Annotated in this window: 22 protein-coding genes; 10 read left to right on the top strand and 12 right to left on the bottom strand. The window is 41.9% G+C overall.

Translation table 11 applies throughout. From position 1 onward, the window contains the following. Positions 1–184 precede the first annotated feature (184 nt). Positions 185–562, top strand: coding sequence for a DUF1823 family protein (locus tag PN447_RS07770; RefSeq protein ID WP_271762138.1), 378 nt, complete (start codon positions 185–187; stop codon positions 560–562). A 664-nt stretch (positions 563–1,226) separates the two neighbouring features. After that, positions 1,227–1,529, top strand: a complete 303-nt coding sequence (locus tag PN447_RS07765) for an acylphosphatase (protein WP_271762137.1) — start codon at positions 1,227–1,229, stop codon at positions 1,527–1,529. A 44-nt stretch (positions 1,530–1,573) separates the two neighbouring features. Here PN447_RS07765 and PN447_RS07760 read toward each other — a convergent pair whose 3' ends face one another. Further along, positions 1,574–2,560 carry a zinc-dependent alcohol dehydrogenase family protein gene (locus PN447_RS07760; protein ID WP_271762136.1) on the bottom strand — a complete coding sequence of 329 codons (987 nt, stop codon included), beginning with the start codon at positions 2,558–2,560 and terminating at the stop codon, positions 1,574–1,576. 10 nt (positions 2,561–2,570) lie between these two features. Between PN447_RS07760 and PN447_RS07755 the strand changes: the two genes are divergently transcribed. The 3 genes from PN447_RS07755 (at position 2,571) to PN447_RS07745 (ending at position 6,805) form a co-directional block, all read left to right on the top strand. Next, complete coding sequence (locus PN447_RS07755; RefSeq protein ID WP_271762135.1) at positions 2,571–2,702, top strand: hypothetical protein; 132 nt, start codon at positions 2,571–2,573, stop codon at positions 2,700–2,702. 407 nt (positions 2,703–3,109) lie between these two features. Beyond that, positions 3,110–5,218 carry a M3 family metallopeptidase gene (locus PN447_RS07750; protein ID WP_271762134.1) on the top strand — a complete coding sequence of 703 codons (2,109 nt, stop codon included), beginning with the start codon at positions 3,110–3,112 and terminating at the stop codon, positions 5,216–5,218. Positions 5,219–5,953: 735 nt separating this feature from the next. After that, on the top strand, positions 5,954–6,805 hold the full coding sequence (locus PN447_RS07745) for a universal stress protein (protein WP_271762133.1): 852 nt from the start codon (positions 5,954–5,956) through the stop codon (positions 6,803–6,805). Between the two features lie 63 nt (positions 6,806–6,868). Here PN447_RS07745 and psbM read toward each other — a convergent pair whose 3' ends face one another. The 5 genes from psbM to PN447_RS07720 form a co-directional block, all read right to left on the bottom strand. Further along, positions 6,869–6,985 carry a photosystem II reaction center protein PsbM gene (psbM, locus tag PN447_RS07740; RefSeq protein WP_271731637.1) on the bottom strand — a complete coding sequence of 39 codons (117 nt, stop codon included), beginning with the start codon at positions 6,983–6,985 and terminating at the stop codon, positions 6,869–6,871. Between the two features lie 115 nt (positions 6,986–7,100). Then, positions 7,101–7,397 (bottom strand): 2Fe-2S iron-sulfur cluster-binding protein, encoded by a 297-nt coding sequence (locus tag PN447_RS07735; protein WP_271731635.1) that lies wholly within the window; start codon positions 7,395–7,397, stop codon positions 7,101–7,103. A 193-nt stretch (positions 7,398–7,590) separates the two neighbouring features. Further along, positions 7,591–7,728: a photosystem II reaction center protein K gene (locus PN447_RS07730; protein WP_010995059.1), complete on the bottom strand. Its 138-nt coding sequence runs from the start codon at positions 7,726–7,728 to the stop codon at positions 7,591–7,593. 130 nt (positions 7,729–7,858) lie between these two features. Continuing rightward, positions 7,859–8,962, bottom strand: coding sequence for a tRNA guanosine(34) transglycosylase Tgt (tgt, locus tag PN447_RS07725; protein ID WP_271762132.1), 1,104 nt, complete (start codon positions 8,960–8,962; stop codon positions 7,859–7,861). Positions 8,963–9,084: 122 nt separating this feature from the next. Beyond that, positions 9,085–9,534 carry a hypothetical protein gene (locus tag PN447_RS07720; RefSeq protein ID WP_271762131.1) on the bottom strand — a complete coding sequence of 150 codons (450 nt, stop codon included), beginning with the start codon at positions 9,532–9,534 and terminating at the stop codon, positions 9,085–9,087. A gap of 330 nt (positions 9,535–9,864) precedes the next feature. Here PN447_RS07720 and cobS point away from each other — a divergent pair, with 330 nt between their 5' ends. Continuing rightward, on the top strand, positions 9,865–10,635 hold the full coding sequence (gene cobS, locus PN447_RS07715) for an adenosylcobinamide-GDP ribazoletransferase (protein WP_271762130.1): 771 nt from the start codon (positions 9,865–9,867) through the stop codon (positions 10,633–10,635). On the opposite strand, the gene PN447_RS07710 is transcribed toward cobS, so the two are convergent. Next, entirely contained in the window at positions 10,636–11,094 is a 459-nt protein-coding gene (locus PN447_RS07710) for a PPC domain-containing protein (protein WP_271762128.1), read from the bottom strand. It abuts the gene before it with no gap. 54 nt (positions 11,095–11,148) lie between these two features. After that, on the bottom strand, positions 11,149–11,847 hold the full coding sequence (locus PN447_RS07705; protein WP_271762126.1) for a ComF family protein: 699 nt from the start codon (positions 11,845–11,847) through the stop codon (positions 11,149–11,151). 355 nt (positions 11,848–12,202) lie between these two features. On the opposite strand from PN447_RS07705, the gene PN447_RS07700 reads away from it, so the two are divergent. Both PN447_RS07700 and PN447_RS07695 read left to right on the top strand, forming a co-directional pair. Next, positions 12,203–12,553 carry a PadR family transcriptional regulator gene (locus PN447_RS07700; protein ID WP_271762125.1) on the top strand — a complete coding sequence of 117 codons (351 nt, stop codon included), beginning with the start codon at positions 12,203–12,205 and terminating at the stop codon, positions 12,551–12,553. A gap of 53 nt (positions 12,554–12,606) precedes the next feature. Beyond that, positions 12,607–13,140 (top strand): cofactor assembly of complex C subunit B, encoded by a 534-nt coding sequence (locus PN447_RS07695; RefSeq protein ID WP_271762123.1) that lies wholly within the window; start codon positions 12,607–12,609, stop codon positions 13,138–13,140. 374 nt (positions 13,141–13,514) lie between these two features. Here PN447_RS07695 and PN447_RS07690 read toward each other — a convergent pair whose 3' ends face one another. Next, a complete protein-coding gene (locus tag PN447_RS07690) occupies positions 13,515–13,832 on the bottom strand; it encodes a DUF3155 domain-containing protein (RefSeq protein ID WP_271731621.1) in 318 nt (105 codons plus the stop codon). A gap of 265 nt (positions 13,833–14,097) precedes the next feature. Between PN447_RS07690 and PN447_RS07685 the strand changes: the two genes are divergently transcribed. Beyond that, positions 14,098–15,438: a sensor histidine kinase gene (locus tag PN447_RS07685; protein WP_271762121.1), complete on the top strand. Its 1,341-nt coding sequence runs from the start codon at positions 14,098–14,100 to the stop codon at positions 15,436–15,438. Here the strand turns inward: PN447_RS07685 and PN447_RS07680 are convergent, their stop codons facing one another. Together PN447_RS07680 and PN447_RS07675 are read right to left on the bottom strand one after the other, a co-directional pair. Next, positions 15,439–16,689: an S-layer homology domain-containing protein gene (locus PN447_RS07680; protein ID WP_271762120.1), complete on the bottom strand. Its 1,251-nt coding sequence runs from the start codon at positions 16,687–16,689 to the stop codon at positions 15,439–15,441. A gap of 301 nt (positions 16,690–16,990) precedes the next feature. Beyond that, positions 16,991–17,674 carry a conjugal transfer protein TrbI gene (locus PN447_RS07675; RefSeq protein ID WP_271762118.1) on the bottom strand — a complete coding sequence of 228 codons (684 nt, stop codon included), beginning with the start codon at positions 17,672–17,674 and terminating at the stop codon, positions 16,991–16,993. A gap of 635 nt (positions 17,675–18,309) precedes the next feature. Between PN447_RS07675 and sbcC the strand changes: the two genes are divergently transcribed. Further along, positions 18,310–21,336 carry an exonuclease subunit SbcC gene (gene sbcC / locus PN447_RS07670; protein WP_271762117.1) on the top strand — a complete coding sequence of 1,009 codons (3,027 nt, stop codon included), beginning with the start codon at positions 18,310–18,312 and terminating at the stop codon, positions 21,334–21,336. A gap of 96 nt (positions 21,337–21,432) precedes the next feature. On the opposite strand, the gene PN447_RS07665 is transcribed toward sbcC, so the two are convergent. Beyond that, positions 21,433–21,891, bottom strand: a complete 459-nt coding sequence (locus tag PN447_RS07665) for an SH3 domain-containing protein (RefSeq protein WP_271762115.1) — start codon at positions 21,889–21,891, stop codon at positions 21,433–21,435. Positions 21,892–21,896: the final 5 nt, after the last annotated feature.

The raw sequence follows: 21,896 nt of genomic DNA, 5'->3' as shown, positions 1-21,896 counted from the left end.
CCCCTGTCCCCTGTCCCCTGTTCCCTGTTCCCTGTTCCCTAAGATAAAAATTACCTGTTTAATACTTTCCAAACAACCTCTAAAAAGCGATAATATTAGTCTAGTTTGTAGGATTCTCTCAATTTAACTACAACGGCTGACCAATATTCAAGCTCACAGGTCAATTGTAAAATTTGAATCGATCATGTCTAACTTGCCGCCACTGAATACGGAAACCATCTGGGCTATTCTTAATGATAAAATTGGTGATGCCATAGTCAATCAATTAGTATGGCACTATTTAGGTTATCGCTATGACTCTTCAATTGCTAAATGGGATAACAGCGAAGTCACATCAGAATGGCGAGATGATTACCCAGAACCACCTGATTTCATTGATAGCCGCCCAGCAACAGTAAAATTAACTCGTGCCATTCCTAAAGACAATAAACAAATTTTGAAAGAAAAATTGGGTTTTAAAGGTTACAAAATTGGTGAATTTGGTCCCCGACAGACTCGTAGAGCAACGGCCGCGAATTGGTTATTAAGTTACTTGCAAGAAACTCAGGGTAGCATTGAGTAAATTTATGATAACAATAAGAGGATGTTTGGAAAGTATTAAACAGGTAATTTTTATCTTAGGGAACAGGGAACACCAGAAGGATTGGGAAGGATTGGGAAGGATTGGGAAGGATTGGGGAACACGGTTCGACTTCGCTCACCGACCGCACAAAAAACAATCAAATCCAGTCCCCTCCCCTGACAAGGACAAGACTTGGTGGACTTGGTGGACAAGGTGACAAGGGAGAAAAACATTACAAAGTCTGTATTTTTAGTAAGAAAAATAGCCGCTTAAAAGACCATTGTCCGTATAAAATCTTCCTTGTCCACTTTCCTTCCTTGTCTTCCTAGTCTTGCCTTCACAGATCATATTAAAAACCTACCCTTGCAAGGAGAGGGAGGGGTTAAATAATAGTTGATACACTAATCATGACTTGACAAACATCCTCTTAGAACTATTTAAAGATTATCAGTATCTTATTGACACTCCGCGCACTCATATGATGGAGATTCTCGGTTCATCCGTCCTCCCTAGGGACTAAATAAATACAAGCATCTAGCGTTGTTGGATAGATGCACAAGCTGACAATGCACCTGATTTCAAGGTTGGGGTCTGCGGAGAAGCCGATGCCACAAGAGTTAGAATTATTGAGGTTATACAGTTTAAATGGGGGACAATTCAGTTTATGCGGAATCCTACACCACTACCCAAGATAGTCCGCGCCCATGTATTTATTTCCGGTCGAGTGCAAGGAGTAGGCTATCGCTATGCCACCGTCGATACAGCGACTCAGTTGGGATTAACCGGTTGGGTGCGGAATCTTCCCGATAACCGTGTAGAAGCAGTTTTTGAAGGGGCGCGGGTGGTTGTAGAACAGATGGTTCGCTGGTGTCACACTGGACCACCTGCTGCAGTCGTCAAAGATGTTGTGCTTGAGTATGAAAAACCTCAAGGTTTGCGGGGGTTTGAAGTTAAGCCTTTTGATTGAACTCTCCCGGACTGCAGTAAAAAAAGCTGTGGGGAAATCAGTAATCAAGTCACTGCCAATACAACCGAACCTGTAATTTTGCCACTACGTAGGGCATATAAAGCTTGATTTGCTTCACCTAGAGGAAAAGAATTAACTTCCGTGTGGATGGGGATTTTCGGTGCTATAGCAAGAAATTCTTCTCCGTCTTGGCGAGTTAAATTCGCCACCGATCGCAAAACTCTTTCTTGCCAGAGGATTTCATAGGGAAAAGCCGGAATATCACTCATGTGGATACCAGCACAAACTACTATACCACCTTTAGCTACTGCACGCAAGGCAGCTGGAACTAATTTTCCTAGAGGAGCAAAGATAATTGCTGCATCCAAGGGTTCTGGCGGTAAGATGTTGGAATTTCCGGACCAAGTTGCACCTAATTGACGGGCAAACTCTTGTCCCTGAATATCTCCTGGACGGGTAAAGGCGAAAACTTGTCTGCCATGATAACGAGCCAGTTGAATCAAAATGTGGGCAGATGAACCAAAACCATAAAAACCCAGTTTTTCAGCATCACCAGTCATGCTGTAAGCGCGATAGCCAATTAAACCACCACATAATAGAGGTGCTGCTTGTAAGTCAGGATAGCTGGGGTCTAGGGTAAAACAAAAACGGTGGTCAGCTACGGTATAATCTGCATAACCACCATCTAAGTTATAACCCGTAAACTCAGCATAATCGCAAAGATTTTCACGGTTAGAGACACAGTAACGGCAGTAATTACAAGTATGGCCGAGCCAAGGAACACCCACACGTTGACCGATATGAAAATTAACAACACTATCACCTTTGGCCTCAACGGTACCGACAATTTGATGTCCTGGGATTAAAGGTAGTTTTGGATGAGTTAATTCGCCATCTACTATATGTAAATCCGTGCGACACACAGCACAGGCATGAACACGAATCAGCACTTGCTCAGAATTGGGTTTTGGCACTGGTAACTCAACTAGGCGTAGAGGTTGGCGCGGCGCCTCCAAAATCATTGCACGCATAGGTAATTATATGGTCAAAATTTTCTGTATTTATATGGTATGGGCAATTCATGAATTAACCCTAGCTCTAGAGATGGAGGTAATTTTCGCCCATGCTTCCCAGGTATCTAACTATTCTGTAAATTCTATTGACTTTTTATAAACTATTCGTTACACTTATTTACATAAGTTAGCAAATGCCTCAAACCATTTTAAGTAAATCAGTATCAATCAAGTTGCTTTGGACTTGAGCTAAAATTTCGCTTCTTAGTATTGTTGTATCTAAATCGTCATTCTTACTTCTGTGAATCAGAAACCTCAGTTGCCAAGCTGAGGTTTTTTGTTGGTTACAACTGAGCGCTATAGCAGTAACCACAAGTGTTAGGACATTTCCCTGTTCCCTGTTCCCTGTTCCCTTAAAACCAAAATTATGATGTCCTAAGGTGTATGCGTAGTGCTATAGTTTAGATTTTGTTTCAGTTTTGGCATTTTCTTGCGGCTAAATCACGCTGCGATCGCTACATTAGAAAATACATGAGGAGATTATTTATAAGTGACTCACACAAAACCATGAGTGAAAATGTAACGATTTTTCAAAATCCTTTACTTAAAGGTTCTGGCTTACCCCCCTATCAGGACATTCAACCAGAGCAAGTAATACCAGCATTAGGGCAGCTACTGGCGGAACTTGACCAGAAGCTAACTATTTTAGAAACTAATATCGAACTTACTTGGAACGGCTTAGTAGAACCACTAGAAAAGCTCACAGAACAGCTCAACTGGACTTGGGGCATAGTCGGCCATTTAATGGGTGTCAAGAATAGCCCTGAACTAAGGACAGCATATGAAAGCGTACAACCACAAGTAGTACAGTTTCTTAACAAGCTTGGTCAAAGCCAATCAATTTACAATGGTCTCAAGGCATTCCGCGCCAGTGACAACTGGGCTACCTTAGAATCAGCCCAACAGCGAATTGTAGAAACCGCCATCAGAGATGCCGAACTTTCCGGTGTGGGCTTACAACCAGAAGCGAGGGAGCGTTTCAATGCTATCCAAATGGACTTAGCAGAACTAGCTACCAAATTCTCAAACCATGTCCTAGATGCGACTAAAGCCTTTAGCTTAACCCTGACTAAAAAAGCAGAAATTGACGGCTTACCCGATAGCTTATTGAGTTTAGCAGCACAGGCTGCCCGTGAGGCGGGAGATGAAAACGCCACCCCAGAAAATGGCCCTTGGCGCATTACTTTAGACTTTCCCAGCTATGGGCCATTCATGCAGCACAGCACGCGGCGAGATTTACGGGAAAAACTGTATAAAGCTTATATAACTCGTGCTTCATCGGGAGAGTTAAATAATCAGGGGCTAATTGAGCGTACCTTGGAGTTGCGGCAAGAATTAGCCAAATTACTGGGCTTTGAAAATTATGCTCAGTTGAGTTTAGCCAGCAAAATGGCTCCCAATGTGACAGCAGTTGAGGCATTATTAGAAGAACTACGTCAAGCCAGTTATGATGCTGCTGTTAAAGACTTAGAAGAACTCAAAGCCTTTGCTTCCTCTAAGAAAGCAGCGGAAGCCGATAATTTACAACACTGGGACACCAGCTTTTGGGCCGAACGTCAAAGGGAAGAAAAATTTGCCTTCACCGCTGAAGAATTACGTCCTTATTTTCCCCTACCCCAAGTCTTAGATGGCTTATTTGGACTGGTGAAGCGGTTGTTTGGTGTGACTGTCACTCCCGCCGATGGTCAAGCCCCAGTCTGGCATGAGAATGTACGTTATTTCCAAATTGCTGATGAAAGTGGTATTCCCCTAGCTTACTTCTACTTAGACCCTTACAGCCGCCCGGCAGAAAAACGCGGTGGTGCTTGGATGGATGTATGTATTAATCGTAGCAAAATAACTGAGAATGGTGTGACATCGATTCGTTTACCTGTGGCCTATTTGGTATGTAACCAAACTCCTCCTGTGGATGGTAAGCCTAGTTTGATGACTTTCTATGAAGTAGAAACTTTATTTCATGAATTTGGCCATGGCTTGCAGCATATGCTCACCAAAGTAGACTATACTGGAGCAGCAGGTATTAATAATGTAGAATGGGATGCTGTGGAACTACCCAGTCAGTTCATGGAAAACTGGTGCTATGAGCGACCCACTTTGTTTGGTATGGCAAAGCATTATCAAACTGGTGCAGCCCTACCAGAGCATTATTACCAAAAACTCCTGGCCGCACGTAACTATATGAGTGGTAGTGTGATGTTGCGGCAAATTCACTTTAGCAGTGTTGATTTAGAACTACACTATCGTTATCGGCCTGGTAGTGGGGAAACAGCCGCAGATGTGCGTCATCGCATTGCCAAAACTACTACAGTTTTATCACCACTACCAGAAGATGCTTTTTTATGTGCCTTCGGACACATTTTTGCTGGGGGTTATGCAGCAGGTTATTACAGTTATAAGTGGGCTGAGGTATTGAGTGCTGACGCATTTGCCGCTTTTGAAGAAGCTGGTTTAGAGGATGAACAGGCGATAAAAGCCACAGGTAGACGTTACCGTGATACGGTACTGGCTCTGGGTGGTAGTCAACATCCTATGAAGGTGTTTGAATCTTTCCGAGGTCGTCAACCCAGTACACTGTCTTTACTCAAGCATACTGGTTTATTAGCAAAAGCAGGTTAGTGAGATCCCGGCAGTTCTTCTAATCTACAAGGGTGTGTTAGCCAATGGCATAACATACCCTAGGTCAAATTGATATGATAGTTAAGTCTACATCTGTGTTCATCTGTGGTTAATTATTTCCCCCCAATACCTGAATTGAGTTGAAAAATGGCAGGTAAATTCTGATGACAAATCCAGATATATATAGCAATCCTAAATGACTCATGAACAGTTTCTGTTGGGTGTGTTCCCTGTTCCCTTTCCTCACTGATAATTTCTCAACTCAAATAGGATGACTATAGTTATATGAAAATTATGGGAAATACTTAAGTATTGCCAATAGTTTAGAAATATTAACATATAGCAGTAACCACAATTGTTAGGACATTTCCCTGCTTGTTGTTCCCCATTCCCTGTTCCCTGTTCCCTGTTCCCAGTTCCCTTAAAACCACAATTATGATCTCCTAACGTGTATGCGTAGTGCTATAGATTATTAAAAAAAATAACTAAGATTATAGTTTATAAACTTTATTACGCTAAATTAAAAGTATACCCAGCCTAGTATAAATTTATGTAAATCAGAGCCAAAAAACTCAAGATTAATTAACTATCTGTCACTTTTTCCAGTGACAATGGTCATTAATTAAAAGTTTGTAGCGACTTACTGACTAGGTTGTTTGTGCTGAAGTTGAGATGTTCAACTCAGCCAACTAATAAGAGTAAACACCAAAGCAACTTTAACGGCGAGAAGTAACAATGATTGAAAGAATTTTACTAGCAGTTTCTGGCTTAGGCCACGCAGAAGAAATGCTGAAAGTCTTAAAAGAGATGCCCTCAATTAAATCTGCCAAAGTGACGGTTCTCCATGTTGTACCTGCCCAAAGTACTGCGGCTGCTATGACAGATAAATGGGAAGAGGGCGGTAAAATCTTAGCTAGTGCTATTCAATCTCTCAACTTAGACCCTAGTCAGGTGTCTTCCATTCTGCGACAAGGTGACCCCAAAGACCTGGTTTGTCAGCTAGCAGATGAAATTGATGCTGACTTGATTATTATGGGTTCACGGGGACTGAAACGCCTGCAATCCATTTTATCTAATTCAGTTAGTCAGTATGTTTTCCAGCTATCTTCTCGCCCCATGTTGCTGGTCAAGGACGACATTTATGTGAAGAGAATTAAGCGCGTTATGGTTGCCATGGATAACTCCGAACCTGCCAAAAAATGCTTAAGTTTGGCGCTATTTTTGTTACGAGATATCCCCGGTAGTCAGTTAATTTTAAGCAATATTACTACAGATTTACGTACCAAACAATCTCAGGTCACTGAAATTACGCCAGATAAAAATTCCAATTTGGCATGGGCGGTGGCTGAAGCGCAAAAGTACGGTGTACAAACTCGTTGTTTCACTAGTAGCGGTAAACCAGGTGAAGAAATTTGCCGCATAGCAGAAGAGTTAAATATAGATTTATTATTGCTCGGTTCTCCAGACCGCCGCCCATCCGTGGCTAAGAGTTTTGTGGATATAGACAGACTCATCGGTGCTTCTTTGTCTGACTATGTTCGAGTTCATGCAACTTGTCCTGTGTTATTGGCGCGGACTGTCGCCTAACATCAGGTCAATAAAGAACCCATGCACCAATGGTGTTGGGGTTCTTGGTGTTATGCACAAATATCAAGAATCTTTTCCACCTTCACGGCTAGCAGTTTGGATGTAAAGAATTATTAAAAACACTGCGGGCACTAGAACGAACAGAATGCTCGCTACGAACCCTAGGTCATTCACTTGCATAGCAAGAAAGCCTCTCTTTAATTTTAGTTTTTAGTGAACAATTTTAGAATAGCATTATCGATGCCAGTGTTACCTCAAATTTTTTTTACGTTGCGTTGGTCTGAGAATTTAAATGTTAAGGTTTGGTTACTACACTGACTGGTCCGTTGACTAGGGTTTGACAGGCCAGGCGGTAGTTATCAGGTTTTTTCTTAAATTTGCGGTTCTCTACATCTGTGCGGGGGGAAAGATTTTCTATTCCTTCGACTATCTCCACAATGCAGGTGCCACACTGACCATTGCCGCCGCAATTTGTCATTTTACCAATAAATTTATATATGTCAATGCCATTTTGCATGGCTTTGAGCCGAAGATTAGCCCCATCCGCTGCTATTACTTCTTGGTTTTCTTTGACAAATTTGATGTTACCCATGGCTTATTTATACCTCTTTGACTGTAAGCGTTTTTTAATAAAGCTGATTTTGGCATAGAGCGCCCACACTATCTTACTTAATTTATGGCAAAATATTACAAAATACTAAGGGATATCAAGTTTAGAAAAGAAAAAACTGCCAAATAAATAGGACAGGTAGGATACCTGTCCCAAAAATTGGTCATAGGTTGGCTTACCTGAAACCAACAGCTGCTTGCCATACAAACGCCAGCAACAAGAAGAAGACGGGAATAATGGGGAGAACATCTACCAAAGGATCGAAAATTTGGTAAGCTTCAGGCAATTTGGCTAATAACAATGCTGCTTCCATGTTTGTTTAAATCCACCTATTTAACACAGACTTCATAATTGAAGTGTATCTTAACATGGTTTGGGGATGGGGTATTTAATATTTTTAGGCAGCAAAATTCTTTCCTGGGCTCCCATTCCCCATTTTCTGCCTAGTTAAGCCATTGTGCAAATTCCCTGGCAAAGCGATCGCTTAATATTGCTTCACGAATCTTCTGGGTAAAGCGAATTAATTCGGTAATGTTGTGAATACTCAACAACGTGTAGCCTAATATTTCCTGCGATCGCACTAAATGAGAGATGTAAGCACGGCTAAAATTTTGACAAGCATAACAAGAGCAAGTTTCATCTAATGGTGCATAATCTTCACGAAACTTAGCATTCTTTAAATTCCAGCGTTCCCCTTGCACAATTGCTGTACCGTGTCGCGCCCAACGGGTAGGAATCACACAGTCAAATAAATCTACACCAGAAGCGATGGCAATAGCCATTTCCCGATAAGTACCCACACCCATCAAATAACGAGGCTTTTCCGGTGGTAATAGTGGCGCTGTAGTGCGCACAATATCAGCCATGAGTTCAGGTGGTTCTCCCACACTCACACCACCAATAGCGTATCCTGGCAAGTCCAACTCAGCTAAAGCCTCAGCCGCTTGGACGCGTAAATCCAGATACACCCCACCTTGAACGATACCAAACAAAGCTTGATCACTGCGTTGATGAAAAGAAATACAGCGTTCTAGCCAACGATAAGTCCTCTGAGTCGCCGCTTGTACATCTTGGCGGGTAGCTGGATAAGGGGGACATTCATCAAAAGCCATGATCACATCAGCCCCTAGAGTATTTTGGATCTCTATAGAGCGTTCCGGCGTTAAATGAATAATTTGCCCATCATGAGGTGAGCGAAAAGTTACACCATCTTCAGAAATTTTCCGCATTTCGCTCAAGCTGAATACTTGAAACCCACCGGAATCTGTGAGCATTGGTCCATTCCAGCCCATAAATTTGTGTAACCCACCACCTCCAGCGACAATTCTCTCCCCAGGTTGCAGATGCAGATGATAAGTATTAGAAAGTATCATCTGCGCCCCAGTACTGATTAACTGTTCTGGAGTGACAGTTTTGACATTTGCCAGAGTCCCCACTGGCATAAATCTTGGGGTTTCCACAGATCCATGAGGAGTCATAAACACCCCAGACCTGGCTTTTGTCTGGCTACATTGAGCCAGGGATTGAAAAGAAAAATTTTGACTCAAGGTAAAAGTAATGCTACTGCGCTAAATGTATAAACAAAACCCCGAAATTCTGGCAATTGATTCTTTATGAACACTCAAGGACTCACAAATAAACCAGTACCAATTTTTTGAGTATATGCTAATCAAAAGGAGTCGGAACCATCATCGTCAATTTCTGCATCCCATTTAGCGGAGAAAACTTGCTCCATCATCGCTTCTATGGCGTTGAAATTCAAGTTGCGTTCTTTTCGCTCTTGTAAGGGAGTCGAAAGTGGAATCAGCCGTAAACACATATGTTCTTGGAACAAATCAAAGTAAGTTTCTTGTTGCGGGGACTGTTTAAGTTCGAGGTAATCAAAGCTATCAAGATTTAAGTAAAGCGCACAGTTAGCAACGACTGTAGACCTTTGCGGATTAACAAAAACTTCCATGACATCTCCTTCACCCTCGCTCTGTAAGCCTTCTTGGGTGTAGATATAGCGGACTCGCCCTAAATCAGACAGCAATCGTCGCATATCAAGCTTATTTACAATTATTCCCGTATTAACAATACACGGGGATGGTATCCTGGTGTGGGGTAGATGGTGACTCATAGGAAAATAGGAGATAAGCAAAGGTCAGGTATAAAAAAGCAAAAATGTGACTTTAACAGCTTGTGGCCTGCTTTTGAAAAAATATCAATTTTGGAGGGCTAATGTCTAATACAGTCTAGGGTAATTTATTAATTGCCGAATGCAAAATCTAATTCTTTGTTTTACTATTTTAGGTTGCTAATGTCACCGGTATTTCCTCACAGTCAAAATGTAAAAAAAGATTTTACAAGACTTGATGCTTTAAGCCCCGCACTTCAGCCGGGGAGACATAAGCCAATTACATCAATAAATATGTATTAATTAGGTAATTTCAGTATATTAAGTAATAGGATGAATCAACCTCAGTGGTGGAAAAGATTATTCTTTCATGTATTTGCCAGTATTACTTTTTATACAGCTATTCCTCTACCTTATATCAATGGGCTAGACTTCCGCAGAGCAGCGTATTTTGCCCCCCTGGTAGGGGTGATGATTGGCGGTATTTTGGGGCTATGTGATACCGCGATGAATTATCTAGGGATACCATTGCTAACTCGTAGCGCTTTAGTAGTGGTTATCTGGATTGCTATAACTGGAGGATTGCACTTAGATGGGGCTATGGATACTGCCGATGGTTTAGCGGTGGCTAACCCGGAAAAACGCTTAGAAGTGATGACGGACAGCGCTACAGGGGCTTTTGGGGCTATGGCGGCTATGGCGTTAATATTACTCAAGGCCACAGCTTTAATGGATATTGTAGACCACCGTTGGCTACTGCTGATGGCAGCTTGTGGATGGGGACGCTGGGGACAACAACTCGCCATCGCCCGGTATCCTTACCTCAAACCCACTGGTAAAGGCGCATTCCACAAACAAGCCATTCGTTCATATCCTGATTTATTACCAGGACTGTTTTTACTATTGAGCTTGAGTGTGTTAATGAGGTTATTCCATACCAAGTATCTATTTTTTGCCCTCAGTATGAGCGGGGTGGGAAGTGCGATCGCTCTACTGACCGGTTTATGGTTCCATTATCAATTAGGCGGACACACAGGAGATACTTATGGCGCGGTAGTTGAGTGGACAGAAGCCTTATTCCTCTGTGTTCTCACCATTTTTTAATTACTTCACCGCTTGCAGCTTTGTTACCTTCAGTTCAAAAAGTCCCACCCCAGTTTCCCCAAAGGAGCGGACGCGGATAATATACTTTCCTGTTTCCTGAATGCGGGTAAACAGTAAGGAATTGGTAGTACCATCAGGTCCATCATCATTTTCCGCCACTGTGGCTCCATTAGGTCCTAAGAGTGTAATGATGGTATCAAAACTCTCAGAATTCAAATCAATCACTAGCTTATCACCCTTATTCAGGTTGACTATATAATCCCGTCCAAAGCCACCTTGTCCCGTGGGGATATCTTTTTCTGAAAGGGTATCGGACAGTTCAGTACTGGGAGTTATAGGAATAGGATTATACAATTGGTTTTGAGCATATCCCACCGTTGTATTTATGCCCATGACCAACAAGGTGGTAGGAATAATCATTAGTTCTCTTAAACCCACCAGAAAAGCTTTACTAATCATTAGTGTTCTCACAAAACAGGTCGCCACATTTAGAATAGATGGATGAAAGTAACTTTATCTATCAACTTTGAGGTATTTGTCTTTGACGGCTGTAGCAACAGCGGCTAAACCTAAGACAGGAATACCATCCTGATTGAGTGTTTGTACAGCAGACCTGAGGGTGGCACCAGTGGTATAAATATCGTCAACTAACAATATTGGGACATTTACACGGCGACTGCTTAATTCAGTCCCAACGGCAAATGCTGACGCTAAGTTACTTTCTCGTTGCGATGCTGATAAACCAAATTGTGCCTCAGTTTCCTGCACTCTTTTTAAACCATTGGCTAGCAATTTTAACCCAGCTGTTTGACAGAAACTTTCAGCTATGAGTGCAGCTTGGTTATAACCGCGTTTTTTTTGCTTATTGGGATGGAGTGGTATGGGGACGACTACAGGGTGTGGTTTACTTTTCGATACATTTGATAATAACCATGCTTCGCCTAACCATTGACCTAACGGACGGGCAATTTGGGGTTGATTTTCATATTTCATCACAGCGATCGCTCGTTTGACAATACCGCCGTAGACTCCCCAACCAAATACAGGTATTGGTTGTTGCCATAAAGCAGTAGGATTCCTGTGCTGGCAGTTTTTGATTTGCTTAATACAATAAGGGCAAAATTCTCCAGATGTTGTTCTTTGGCATAAAAGACAACTTGATTGGAGAAACAGGTTGAGAAAGTTGTTAAAATTTTGCTTCCAGGTTGGCATTTCCAGAATGGGAGAACTTAGACTTTGATATGGTTAACTTTTACAGACAAAGTATAATTTTACTTGTAAAATTTATTTCATGGCATTTTATGCTTGAGGAGTTATAACCAGTTTGGCATCACTTAACACTAGGAAAGTGACCAGTCCATGTCCACAAGACTGATAACTTCAGTAGGAACGTATTATTTGACGATCCTAAAACTTACACAATCGTCTCACGACTTCAGCTACGTGAGTAAGGTTTGTAATGTTTAAGCTTTAAAAACCCTGCCAAGGTTGCCAGTAGCACTATATACTGTCTACCAGGACTGTAGATACCACTATTATCAGGCATTTTTTAGCCATTCACTAAACCATGAAACTTGAGGATATATATCAATTCTTTGAGGATCCTCCGCCAGCTTATCTCTGTCAGGAACTAGCAGTTTGTTACATTTTGTATGTTTTAATACAACATGAATCCTATGGCACTGAATTGATCCAGCGACTAGAAACTGAATACCCAGACTATCGACTTTCGGATACCGTACTTTATAGTGCGATCAAATTTCTCGAAGACGAAAAGGCTATTACTGGGTATTGGAAGAAACTCGACGGGCGAGGAAGGCCCAGAAGGATGTACGAAGTTTCTCCACAATGGCAAGAACAGTCGCAAAAGTTGGCCAATCTTTGGCAATATTACATAAAGGGGAGGAAAAATTCATGAATATTTGCTCATAAATTCAGTCTCATCCTATGAAAACAATAATAATTTTAGTTATGAATAATGCAATTGTGCCATCTACGCTCTTGCTCACTTTGTTGTTATCAGTGGGTCTATTTTTCTTTATTCGGGCCTCAACCAAAGACCGCACAACAAAAGCAGAACTTGTATCTGAACAAGACGAAGCTGCTTTAATGCCGAAAGTTAAGGAGTATTTTCGCCAGCGTTGTTACCAAGTAGCCGCCATAGATAGAGAAAAGAACCAAGTGATTTTCGAAGGTTTTGTTCAACCCAGCTTATTTTTAGCTCTGTTTTTAACCCTGTTAGCATCTGCTGGTATGGCTTGTCTAGCATTGGTTTTGTCGCTACTTTTCCCGAACTTTGGTAATTGGTTTCTGGGATTGATACTATTGTCACCTTTAAGCGGTGTATTTTATTGGCAAAAAGCTGGAAGAATTGAGAAGGTATCCTTGTACATAGAAGAAGCAAACCAGGATAAACTAGGGGTTATAAGTAAACTCACTATAATTGCCCATCGAGATGAACTCATGGAGTTCCAGAGGGCTTTACAGTTAGAATCCGCTGATTGATCACAGCAAGTAGGAAAAGCTAACCGGGATATAAGTCTTCCCTACGAAATTGTATCGCAGGGAAAGGATTATATCGGATTAGAGAGCCTCTTCGGCAATCCATTGCAGGAGAAGGCGACTCAACTCTCAGGGGATGTATTTTGCTCTATCTCACTCTCCTGTACAGCATTTGAATAGAAACAAACCTATACAAACCAATGTTTGAGCCGAAGTTAATTTCTCCATACAGTCGAATTAACTGGACTCCATATCGATGTACTAGCAACTTAGTCAGAAACTAAAAAAAAACGAAAATTTTTCATAAACTGAACCACTTTACCAGTTAAATGATTGACGGAACCCACATTCCAAATCTAAAGAGAACCATGAAGAATTCAGCGGCTAGCCACGGCCGCTGGCTCCACACCTGTCGGAGATTCTAATGACCGCAGACTGGGAAACAAGAAATGGTTTTCTTCTACGTATTGAGCACCAAACAGCCCCTTCTCTGCCCAGAAATAACGGTCTGTGGTATGCTCATTTCGCTTGACAAGTAGCAATGCGGGTGGGGCAATGCCTTCAGCTTGAATAAATTTTCTTGCTGCTGTGACAGGTTTTTCTTCGCCACTTTCAATGCTATATTGAGGCACGTGTTCTAGAATTCGTCGTCCTTCTTGACGACGACGACTTTTCCGCTTCCGTCTTCTAGCCAAAGTATTTTCCTCCTCTTTCAAGCTATAGATTGTAGTTATAGCTACAAAATCAGTGGCAATTATATAAGTTCTACTTTAAAATATCAAGAGTTTTTAAAGTTTCGATACACAGAAGTAAAACATGAAATTTGTAAAGCATATAATTACCTGGTGCACCCCATCACCCAAAAGATTTAGTTAAGCTTTATTTAAAGAGGGATAAAAAATAAAGTAATCCTTTTCTATCTTCCCTGAAATTCTGTAATCCTGAGCAAAAGCTAAAAAAATGTTAATGTCTGCCAGTTCAGATTTTGTTGCTCTATGCCGAGAGCAAATAGCACTGCTAGCCCAAGGGCTGGGAGCATCATTATGTGTTGTTTATCTAACAGAAGAACTGCTAGATGCTCCTGCTGGTAAAGCGAAACTCATTCCTGTGGTGGTTCACCCGGAGACAGCAGTATTACCTCGGGGGAAAGAAATGACTGGGGCAAGACTTGGGGATGTTTTGGTCAGACATGAGCAACAGGGTAAGTTATTGGCAGAGGGTAAGGGATCAAGGATTTCATTGGATGAGACAAGGAAAGCAGATGCACAAAAAGCAGATTTACACGAGGAATCTCGACTCAGTGAACACCAAATTGTCCTACCTCTGATTCATGAAGGGGTGATGATGGGTCTATTGATTACAGGTAGAGAAGATAGGGACTGGAATGAACAGGAACAAAGCGAAATTGAAAAAATCGTGCAAACCATAGCCATAGGGTGTTTCCTAGACCAACGTCGAGCCTGGTTACAGCATCAGCTACATCAACAACAAATTCTGCAAGCACAGCAGCGAGATTTGCTGGATAATTTACTACACCAGTTTCGTAACCCATTGACCGCCTTACGCACCTTCGGCAAACTGCTATTAAAACGCCTGCGTTCAGGTGATCCCAACCGAGACGTAGGAACTAATATTGTCAGGGAAAGCGATCGCCTCGAAGAATTACTTCGACAGTTCGAGCAAGTAATTGATTGGACAGAGGGGAATGTCGCGCCCTTGTCATTGCCTGAAAACGAAGTATTTGTGGAAGCAACTGTCGAAAAACAACCCAAACCGGTACTCTTATTGCCAGGAATAGGAGAGAAAAACATTGATTGCTTTGTAGTTGATTTATTAACACCATTATTGGTATCAGCTCAAGCAATAGCACAGGAGCGTCATCTAGAACTCATAACCGAAATTCCCGGTCACTTGCCCCCGGTAAAGGCTAATGTCAAAGCATTACCAGAAGTATTCAGCAATATTATTGATAATGCTCTAAAATACACTCCTCATGGGGGCAAAATAGTCATTCAATTAGGGCAGGAAAAACCTAATTTTCAGGGAATTGCTATTAGTAATACCGGCGCAGGAATTCCACCAGAAGACTTAGCCCATTTGGGAGAACGCCATTATCGGGGAGTGCAAGCCCAAAGTCAAATTCCTGGTAGTGGTTTGGGACTAGCGATCGCCAAACAATTAATAGAACAAATGGAGGGCGAAATGGAAATTTTCAGCCCTGCAATTAACTCGAGTCTGGTTTCACCCCATACACCGGGAACTACATTTATAATTTGGTTACCAATGACTAATCGCCAATGATTATCTCACCGAAACCGGAAAGTTTTGATTGATTGTTATTTGTAAATCCGTATCTGGGACGATAGAGATTAACTCAACGCTATTTCTGCCAAAGAACAGGCCAATCAAACCGCCGATAGCCGCACCACCTAGCACCTCTTCTGTAGCGATAGCGCCATCGCCTGTGACGGCAGACACCGCAGCCGCAGCACCAGCACCTAAGACACTATTACGGATAATTGTACTGGTGTTAATACCCTTTCTAATAGTTTCAGTTTTAGTAATTACTTCTGAAGAAGCGTTAATTTTATACTCCTCACCTGTGGTCAAAACTAACTTCTCCGCCACGAATTGAGAACCGCCTTGAGCAGGTTGGAGTTTACCGAAAACTTGACTACCAGCCGGAATGATTACAGTTCCTTGTCGGGTAATTACATTTTGATATACTGTCAGAGTCAAAGGCGCTGTTTCATCTTTGGTGACGAGAATTTTTTGCCCCTGAGCATACTTCACAGGAATCACAGTCCCTTGGGGAATAGTCACAGATATCGGTGTGGGGGTGGTAGGCCGAACAGCGACAATATCGACAATATAGGGAGAAATAATTGCGGAGGCTTGATTAGAACTAACCAACGCCTGATAGATAAAAGCTGCCACCTGTGCGCGGGTGGCGGTTACAGTTGGATTCAGCAACTGAACGTTAGGATAGTTCACCACAATTCGCCGCTCAGTAGCTGCAGCGATGGGACTACGCGCCCAGTCAGCAATATTAAAGCTGTCGTTGAAAATTTGCAAAGTAGTTTGAGTATTAATACTCGGAGAATAATTTAACCCGTTGGCTAAAGCTACCAAAACCTGTTGGCGCGGAATATTCTGGTTAGGCTCGAAGCGATTACCTGGATACCCTGTTAAGAAACCGATGGTATAGGCTTGTCGAATGGCATTAGATGCCCAAAAATTACTAGGAACATCCACAAAATTGATTGCTTGCCGTTGTGGTGCTTTTAGGAACGCATTGTTAATCATCGCGGCAAATTGAGCGCGGGTTACTGCTTCTTCGGGGCGAAACCTACCATCAGGAAACCCAGCAATTACACCTCGCCTAGACAACTCTTGGATGAACTGTGCTGCCCAATAGTTAGATGGAACATCGGAAAATCTCGTTTGAGCTAATGATGGTGTGGTTGTGATTAAGGGTGCTAGAGTGCCTAATATGAAGCTTACGGCTAAAAGTGCTGGGGTTCCAGATTGCCAAGGATTTAAATTCAACATTGCTTTTTACTGCCCTAAATTTCAGTTTTTCTCCTAGGTATTCAGACAATTTGGGTGATTAAAAGTTCCTGAACTGTTGATTTTTAATCCTGAGACTATTAACTATCATTTGTTCTTTGTAGTAATGGATATAAGATAATATGAGATAGGATTTATTATGCTGTTTGCATAAATTATGTTATTATTTAATCATGGCTAAATATAACAGCTAAAAATGAAGCGATCGCCTGCCATATATATTTGCACTGGCGATCGCTCATGGTAAATAATTAAACTCACAGATCAAATATAGTCAATCTTATTACAGGTTTATGACTAAATTGGAATTAAGTCGCAGCGTCAAATCTTGTTCGGGTCTTAAAACGAATGCTTCAACTTGTTGTTTCCGTAGCAATACACTAGCTAAAGCACCAGCAGCAGCACCTCCGAGAGGTTCTAAAACTTCAACTCTGCGGTTTCCTGTAATTAGTGAAATTGCAGTAGCGGCACCAGCCCCAATAGCAGCATCTGTTAATACTTTACTGCTATCATTTTTACTAATTGTTTCAGTTCTGCTAATTATCTGAGAGGAAGCATTAATTAATTGCTTAGGACGGCCATCAGTAAAGACTAACTCCCTGGCCACGAACCTCACACCCCTAACATTGTCATTGTTTCTGCTTCTGTTATCGAAATATACGGGTTCTAGCTGTCCTACAACTTCAGTGTTTCTGGGAATTAAGATATTTCTGCGATTATCGATGATGTCATTTGATATTTTCAATGTCAGGTTTAATGTTTCCCCGCGAACCACAACAACTCTTTCTTTTTCGTGTGTGACAGGAAGACTCACGTTAGCGTTACCTGGAATTGTCACTGTTCTGGTTTGCCCAATAGTATACTGGGCATTAGCAGGAGTAAAGGCCATCATTGGAGTAACAGTACTACTAATTGCCATTGCTACGAGTGCAGCGGTGTGATATTTCCATTGGTGAAGAGTATTCATAATATGCTTGTGCTTGATGTATGTGCTCTATGATCTGACGGGCTATTGATTATGATTGTTTCTGGTTGTGTTTTAATGTAAGTATAGTTATAAAGCCTTTTTCAGGCTCATGAAGTACACACCTATTCCCTATTCCCTATTCCCTGTTCCCTGTTCCCTGTTCCCTGTTCCCTGTTCCCTGTTCCCTCAAACTAAAAAAAATTGTACCTCACGAGCATGGGAAATGCTATAGATATCTCACCAATTGCAGCACTCTTCAAGTAAATAGAATACACATCCTCATATGATCAATCTTGTGGAGTGGTGAGGAAAGTCCGTCCTTGTATAGCGCAGATGAAATGCTTGTAAATATGCATCTGACATTCTTGATCACCAGATAAAAAAGATTGATTAAGATTTGGTAAAGGAAAAGGTTACAACCATATGAATACAACTCCCACAAGCAGGATGATTTTCTTTTAGGTCAAATGAGCAAAATAATTTGCCTAATATGAAAAATTGCGTCATCATATTGTTAAGTTTAGTAAAATTACGGACTTAAATACTACAATAGTAAGAAGCACATAGCTAAACTATCAAATAGTGCATCTGTACTGCCAAATAGGAAAACACTTAGATGTGGTGCTGTAGCCTCAATGATTCCAGTACAACTTATCCTCAAAAACTTTCTCAGTTACCGTGATGCAAGTTTAGATTTTAGCGGTTTGCATACGGCTTGTATTTGTGGTTCTAATGGTGCCGGTAAGTCTTCTCTGTTAGAAGCAATCACATGGGCAATTTGGGGTGAAAGCCGCGCTGGTGTTGAAGATGATGTGATTCATTCAGGGGCGAAAGAAGTTCGGGTGGATTATATTTTTCAATGTAACCAGCAAAAATATCGTGTGATTCGCACAAGAGTTAGGGGTGCTAGTGGTGTCCTAGAATTTCAAATTGAAACAACTTCTGGGTTTCGCGCCCTGACTGGTAAAGGTGTCAGAGCAACCCAGGACTTGATTTTACAACACATCAAGCTTGATTATGATACTTTTATTAATTCTGCCTACCTGCGTCAAGGTCGTGCTGACGAATTTATGATCAAGCGTCCCAGTGAACGCAAGGAAATTTTAGCAGAGTTATTAAAACTCAATCAATATGATCAACTCGAAGAAAGAGCAAAAGATGCATCTCGCCAGTTTAAGGCTAGGTCTGAGGAGTTAGAGCGTACTCTGGAGTCGAGTCAAATTCAGCTGCAAAAACGGGAAGTAACCGCGGACCAAAAAGCAAAATTGGAAACTGAACTTAATCAACTGCAACAATTCCAGTCCTTAGAGAATATTCAATTACAAAGTTTGCAAGTTATCCAGCATCAGCGCCAAAATTGGGAGCAACAACTTAATTTTTATAGGCAACAACAGCAAAATTTAACTCAAGATAGCGATCGCCTACAACAGGAACAATCAGCAATTCAAAGTCAGCTGTCAGATTTAGAAGCAATATTAAATCAGGAAACCGAAATACACAATGGCTTTAGGCAGTATCAAAATCTGGAGTTACAAGAAGAAGCCTTAGCAACTAAGTTTCAAGAACACACCCGCGCAACGGTACTGCTGCAACAAAAGCAACAGCAATTAACTAGCCAAATTCACGAACTAGAAAGGGAACTACAACAAGTTGAAGGACAATTAGTAGCCTTAGAACCCCAAGAGCGAGAAATTCAGGAAACTCTTCATAAATCTGGTGAAGTAGAAGCTGCTTTAGCACAACTAATATCCGCCCGTCGGCGTTTAACTCAATTGGATCAACTGCAAATGCAAGTTTCTCCTTTGTTACAACAACGGCAAAACCTGCAAAGTCAACTGGATAAAGTTCATGCTGGGGTTGTAGCACGTCTGGAACAGTTACAAGCTAGAGAAAACCAACTAAAAAGCTCCTCACAACGTCAACAGCAACTACAACAAGCGGCCAGAGAGTTAGAAACCCAGATTTCGCAAATGGAGAAAGATAAAGTTTACCTGCAACGAGTACAGGAAAAAGGACAGGAAAGACGGCACTTTATGGAACGTCTGCAAGGTCAAGAACGGGAATATGAAAGATTATTGGGGGAGTTGGAGCAAAAATTGCAAATGCTCCGCACCCCTGATGCAATTTGTCCCTTGTGTGAGCGTCCTTTAGATGAACATCACTGGAATCGTGTCGTAGATAAAACTAAAGATGACTACAAGGATACTGAAGACCAGTTGTGGGTATTCCGGGAACAAAAGGCAGTATCAGATCGAGAAATTCAACTACTGAGACAGGAATATCGGGAAATAAATCATAAATTGTCCCCTTATGATAATCTACGAGAACAAAGAGGTCAGTTAGCTGCACAACTGCAATCTATTAAGGACACTGAGCAAGAATTACAACAATTAGCTACTAACAAGCAGCTTTTAGAGCGATCGCTGGAAGTGGGTGATTACGCCCCAGATCAACAGGCGGAACTGCGGCAATTAGATGAATATTTACAACAACTGAATTATAATGAGCAAGACCACGCTCTGGCTCGCAGTGAAGTAGAGCGGTGGCGGTGGGCAGAAATTAAACAAGGGCAAATTAAAGACGCAGCCAAGCGACAAGCGCAAATAGCCGCCCGCAAACCAGAATTACAAGGGAATATTGCCCAATTACACACTAAAATCCAGCAGGATAAAACTGATTCTGACTGTGCGAAACAAATTTCTCAACTTGAGCGTCAGATTGCCGAAATCGGTTACAGTTCAGAGCAACATAACAGCCTGCGCCAAGCTTTACGCCAAGCTCAATCTTGGCAATTGCGTTATCAGCAACTTTTATCAGCCCAGCAGCAGTATCCCCAACTCCAGCAACGATGGCAGGATTTAGACGCTTCTAGGAGGGAAAGATTGCAAGAACGGGAAAAACTCCTGACCCAAATTGCAAATATTACCGAACAGTTAGAGCAATCAGCCAATCCCACGGAGCAAATAAACGCTTTAGAGCAGAAAATTCACACACGCCGACAAGAACTTGATGATTACATATCACATCTGGGGCGTTTAGAACAGGTGATGTTACAATTGGAAAACCTGCAAACCCAGTATGAGGAACAACAGCAGGAACTACAAACTTGTAAGCAGCAACAACGAGTTTATCAGGAATTGGCGCAAGCATTTGGTAAAAATGGTATCCAAGCAATGATGATTGAGAACGTCTTACCTCAACTGGAAGCTGAGACCAATCAACTGTTATCGCGGTTGAGTGCTAATCAATTGCACGTACAATTTATTACTCAAAAAGCCGGGCGGAGTAGTAACGCCAAGAAGAAAAGCGCCAAGCTGATTGATACCTTAGATATTTTAATAGCTGATTCCAGGGGAACACGAGCCTATGAGACTTACTCCGGTGGCGAAGCGTTTAGAATTAACTTTGCTATCCGTTTAGCCCTAGCAAAATTACTGGCACAGAGGGCTGGTGCAGCGTTGCAATTATTAATTATAGATGAAGGCTTTGGTACACAGGATGCCGAAGGATGCGATCGCCTAATTGCCTCCATTAATACTATCGCCTCTGATTTTGCCTGTATCCTCACAGTTACCCATATGCCCCATCTTAAAGAAGCTTTTCAAGCCCGCATTGAGGTGAATAAAACTCAGCAAGGTTCCCAGGTAAGCTTATCAATTTAACTCTGAAAAATTTCTGCCCACACCCCTGTGCCTAAAGTACGAGAAACCTAACTACGTTGCTGTTTCTGCCGCGGTTTTCAGCATTTTCATGATAAATTAATCAATTCGTTCCGTATTACCTATTCTTACCCAACCTTCCTGTTGGCTTTGAGTGCGAATTTTTTGCCATCTTTTATCCTGGCTTTCTTCCAAGATAATCAGTTCTTCATTCACCCCCACCCCAGCCACACGGGGAGCATCCAACGTTGGTTCAGCTCGCACACTTAAGCCTTCAGTCCAGGTCACACGGCCTCGGTAAGCTCCCGGTGGTAATGTTTCCGTGGGAGTTTCCGGGGGCGTTTCCGTAGGAGTTGGTTCGGGGGTGGATATAATATTTACCTCAGTTGTTTGAGGAGCTTCTTGTGGTAAAGACGTACCGTCATTTGCAAAAATAGGTTTAGGCGGGGGGATTAAATTTCGATTAATGAAATAAAATGCAACGGTAACACCGCTACCGATTAGAATAGCGATGGCCATGACAAAGCCGAGTATCAACTTAAGTAAATTAGAAAGCATCCTTA

Origin of the sequence: Anabaena sp. CS-542/02, from assembly GCF_028331085.1 — a bacterium.
GTDB lineage: Bacteria > Cyanobacteriota > Cyanobacteriia > Cyanobacteriales > Nostocaceae > Anabaenopsis > Anabaenopsis arnoldii.
Note: the sequence above shows the minus strand (reverse complement) of the source record. Positions and strands in the feature narration are given on the sequence as shown.

Coding starts and splice junctions, on each gene's coding strand:
- psbM (WP_271731637.1), bottom strand. CDS start 6,985: ATGCAAGTGAATGACCTAGGGTTCGTAGCGAGCATTCTGTTCGTTCTA.
- PN447_RS07755 (WP_271762135.1), top strand. CDS start 2,571: ATGGTCAAAATTTTCTGTATTTATATGGTATGGGCAATTCATGAATTA.
- PN447_RS07695 (WP_271762123.1), top strand. CDS start 12,607: ATGAATAATGCAATTGTGCCATCTACGCTCTTGCTCACTTTGTTGTTA.
- PN447_RS07665 (WP_271762115.1), bottom strand. CDS start 21,891: ATGCTTTCTAATTTACTTAAGTTGATACTCGGCTTTGTCATGGCCATC.
- PN447_RS07705 (WP_271762126.1), bottom strand. CDS start 11,847: ATGCCAACCTGGAAGCAAAATTTTAACAACTTTCTCAACCTGTTTCTC.
- PN447_RS07710 (WP_271762128.1), bottom strand. CDS start 11,094: ATGATTAGTAAAGCTTTTCTGGTGGGTTTAAGAGAACTAATGATTATT.
- PN447_RS07750 (WP_271762134.1), top strand. CDS start 3,110: ATGAGTGAAAATGTAACGATTTTTCAAAATCCTTTACTTAAAGGTTCT.
- PN447_RS07770 (WP_271762138.1), top strand. CDS start 185: ATGTCTAACTTGCCGCCACTGAATACGGAAACCATCTGGGCTATTCTT.
- PN447_RS07765 (WP_271762137.1), top strand. CDS start 1,227: ATGCGGAATCCTACACCACTACCCAAGATAGTCCGCGCCCATGTATTT.
- PN447_RS07680 (WP_271762120.1), bottom strand. CDS start 16,689: ATGTTGAATTTAAATCCTTGGCAATCTGGAACCCCAGCACTTTTAGCC.
- sbcC (WP_271762117.1), top strand. CDS start 18,310: ATGATTCCAGTACAACTTATCCTCAAAAACTTTCTCAGTTACCGTGAT.
- PN447_RS07720 (WP_271762131.1), bottom strand. CDS start 9,534: ATGAGTCACCATCTACCCCACACCAGGATACCATCCCCGTGTATTGTT.
- PN447_RS07685 (WP_271762121.1), top strand. CDS start 14,098: ATGTTAATGTCTGCCAGTTCAGATTTTGTTGCTCTATGCCGAGAGCAA.
- PN447_RS07760 (WP_271762136.1), bottom strand. CDS start 2,560: ATGCGTGCAATGATTTTGGAGGCGCCGCGCCAACCTCTACGCCTAGTT.
- PN447_RS07675 (WP_271762118.1), bottom strand. CDS start 17,674: ATGAATACTCTTCACCAATGGAAATATCACACCGCTGCACTCGTAGCA.
- PN447_RS07700 (WP_271762125.1), top strand. CDS start 12,203: ATGAAACTTGAGGATATATATCAATTCTTTGAGGATCCTCCGCCAGCT.
- cobS (WP_271762130.1), top strand. CDS start 9,865: ATGAATCAACCTCAGTGGTGGAAAAGATTATTCTTTCATGTATTTGCC.
- PN447_RS07745 (WP_271762133.1), top strand. CDS start 5,954: ATGATTGAAAGAATTTTACTAGCAGTTTCTGGCTTAGGCCACGCAGAA.
- PN447_RS07730 (WP_010995059.1), bottom strand. CDS start 7,728: ATGGAAGCAGCATTGTTATTAGCCAAATTGCCTGAAGCTTACCAAATT.
- PN447_RS07735 (WP_271731635.1), bottom strand. CDS start 7,397: ATGGGTAACATCAAATTTGTCAAAGAAAACCAAGAAGTAATAGCAGCG.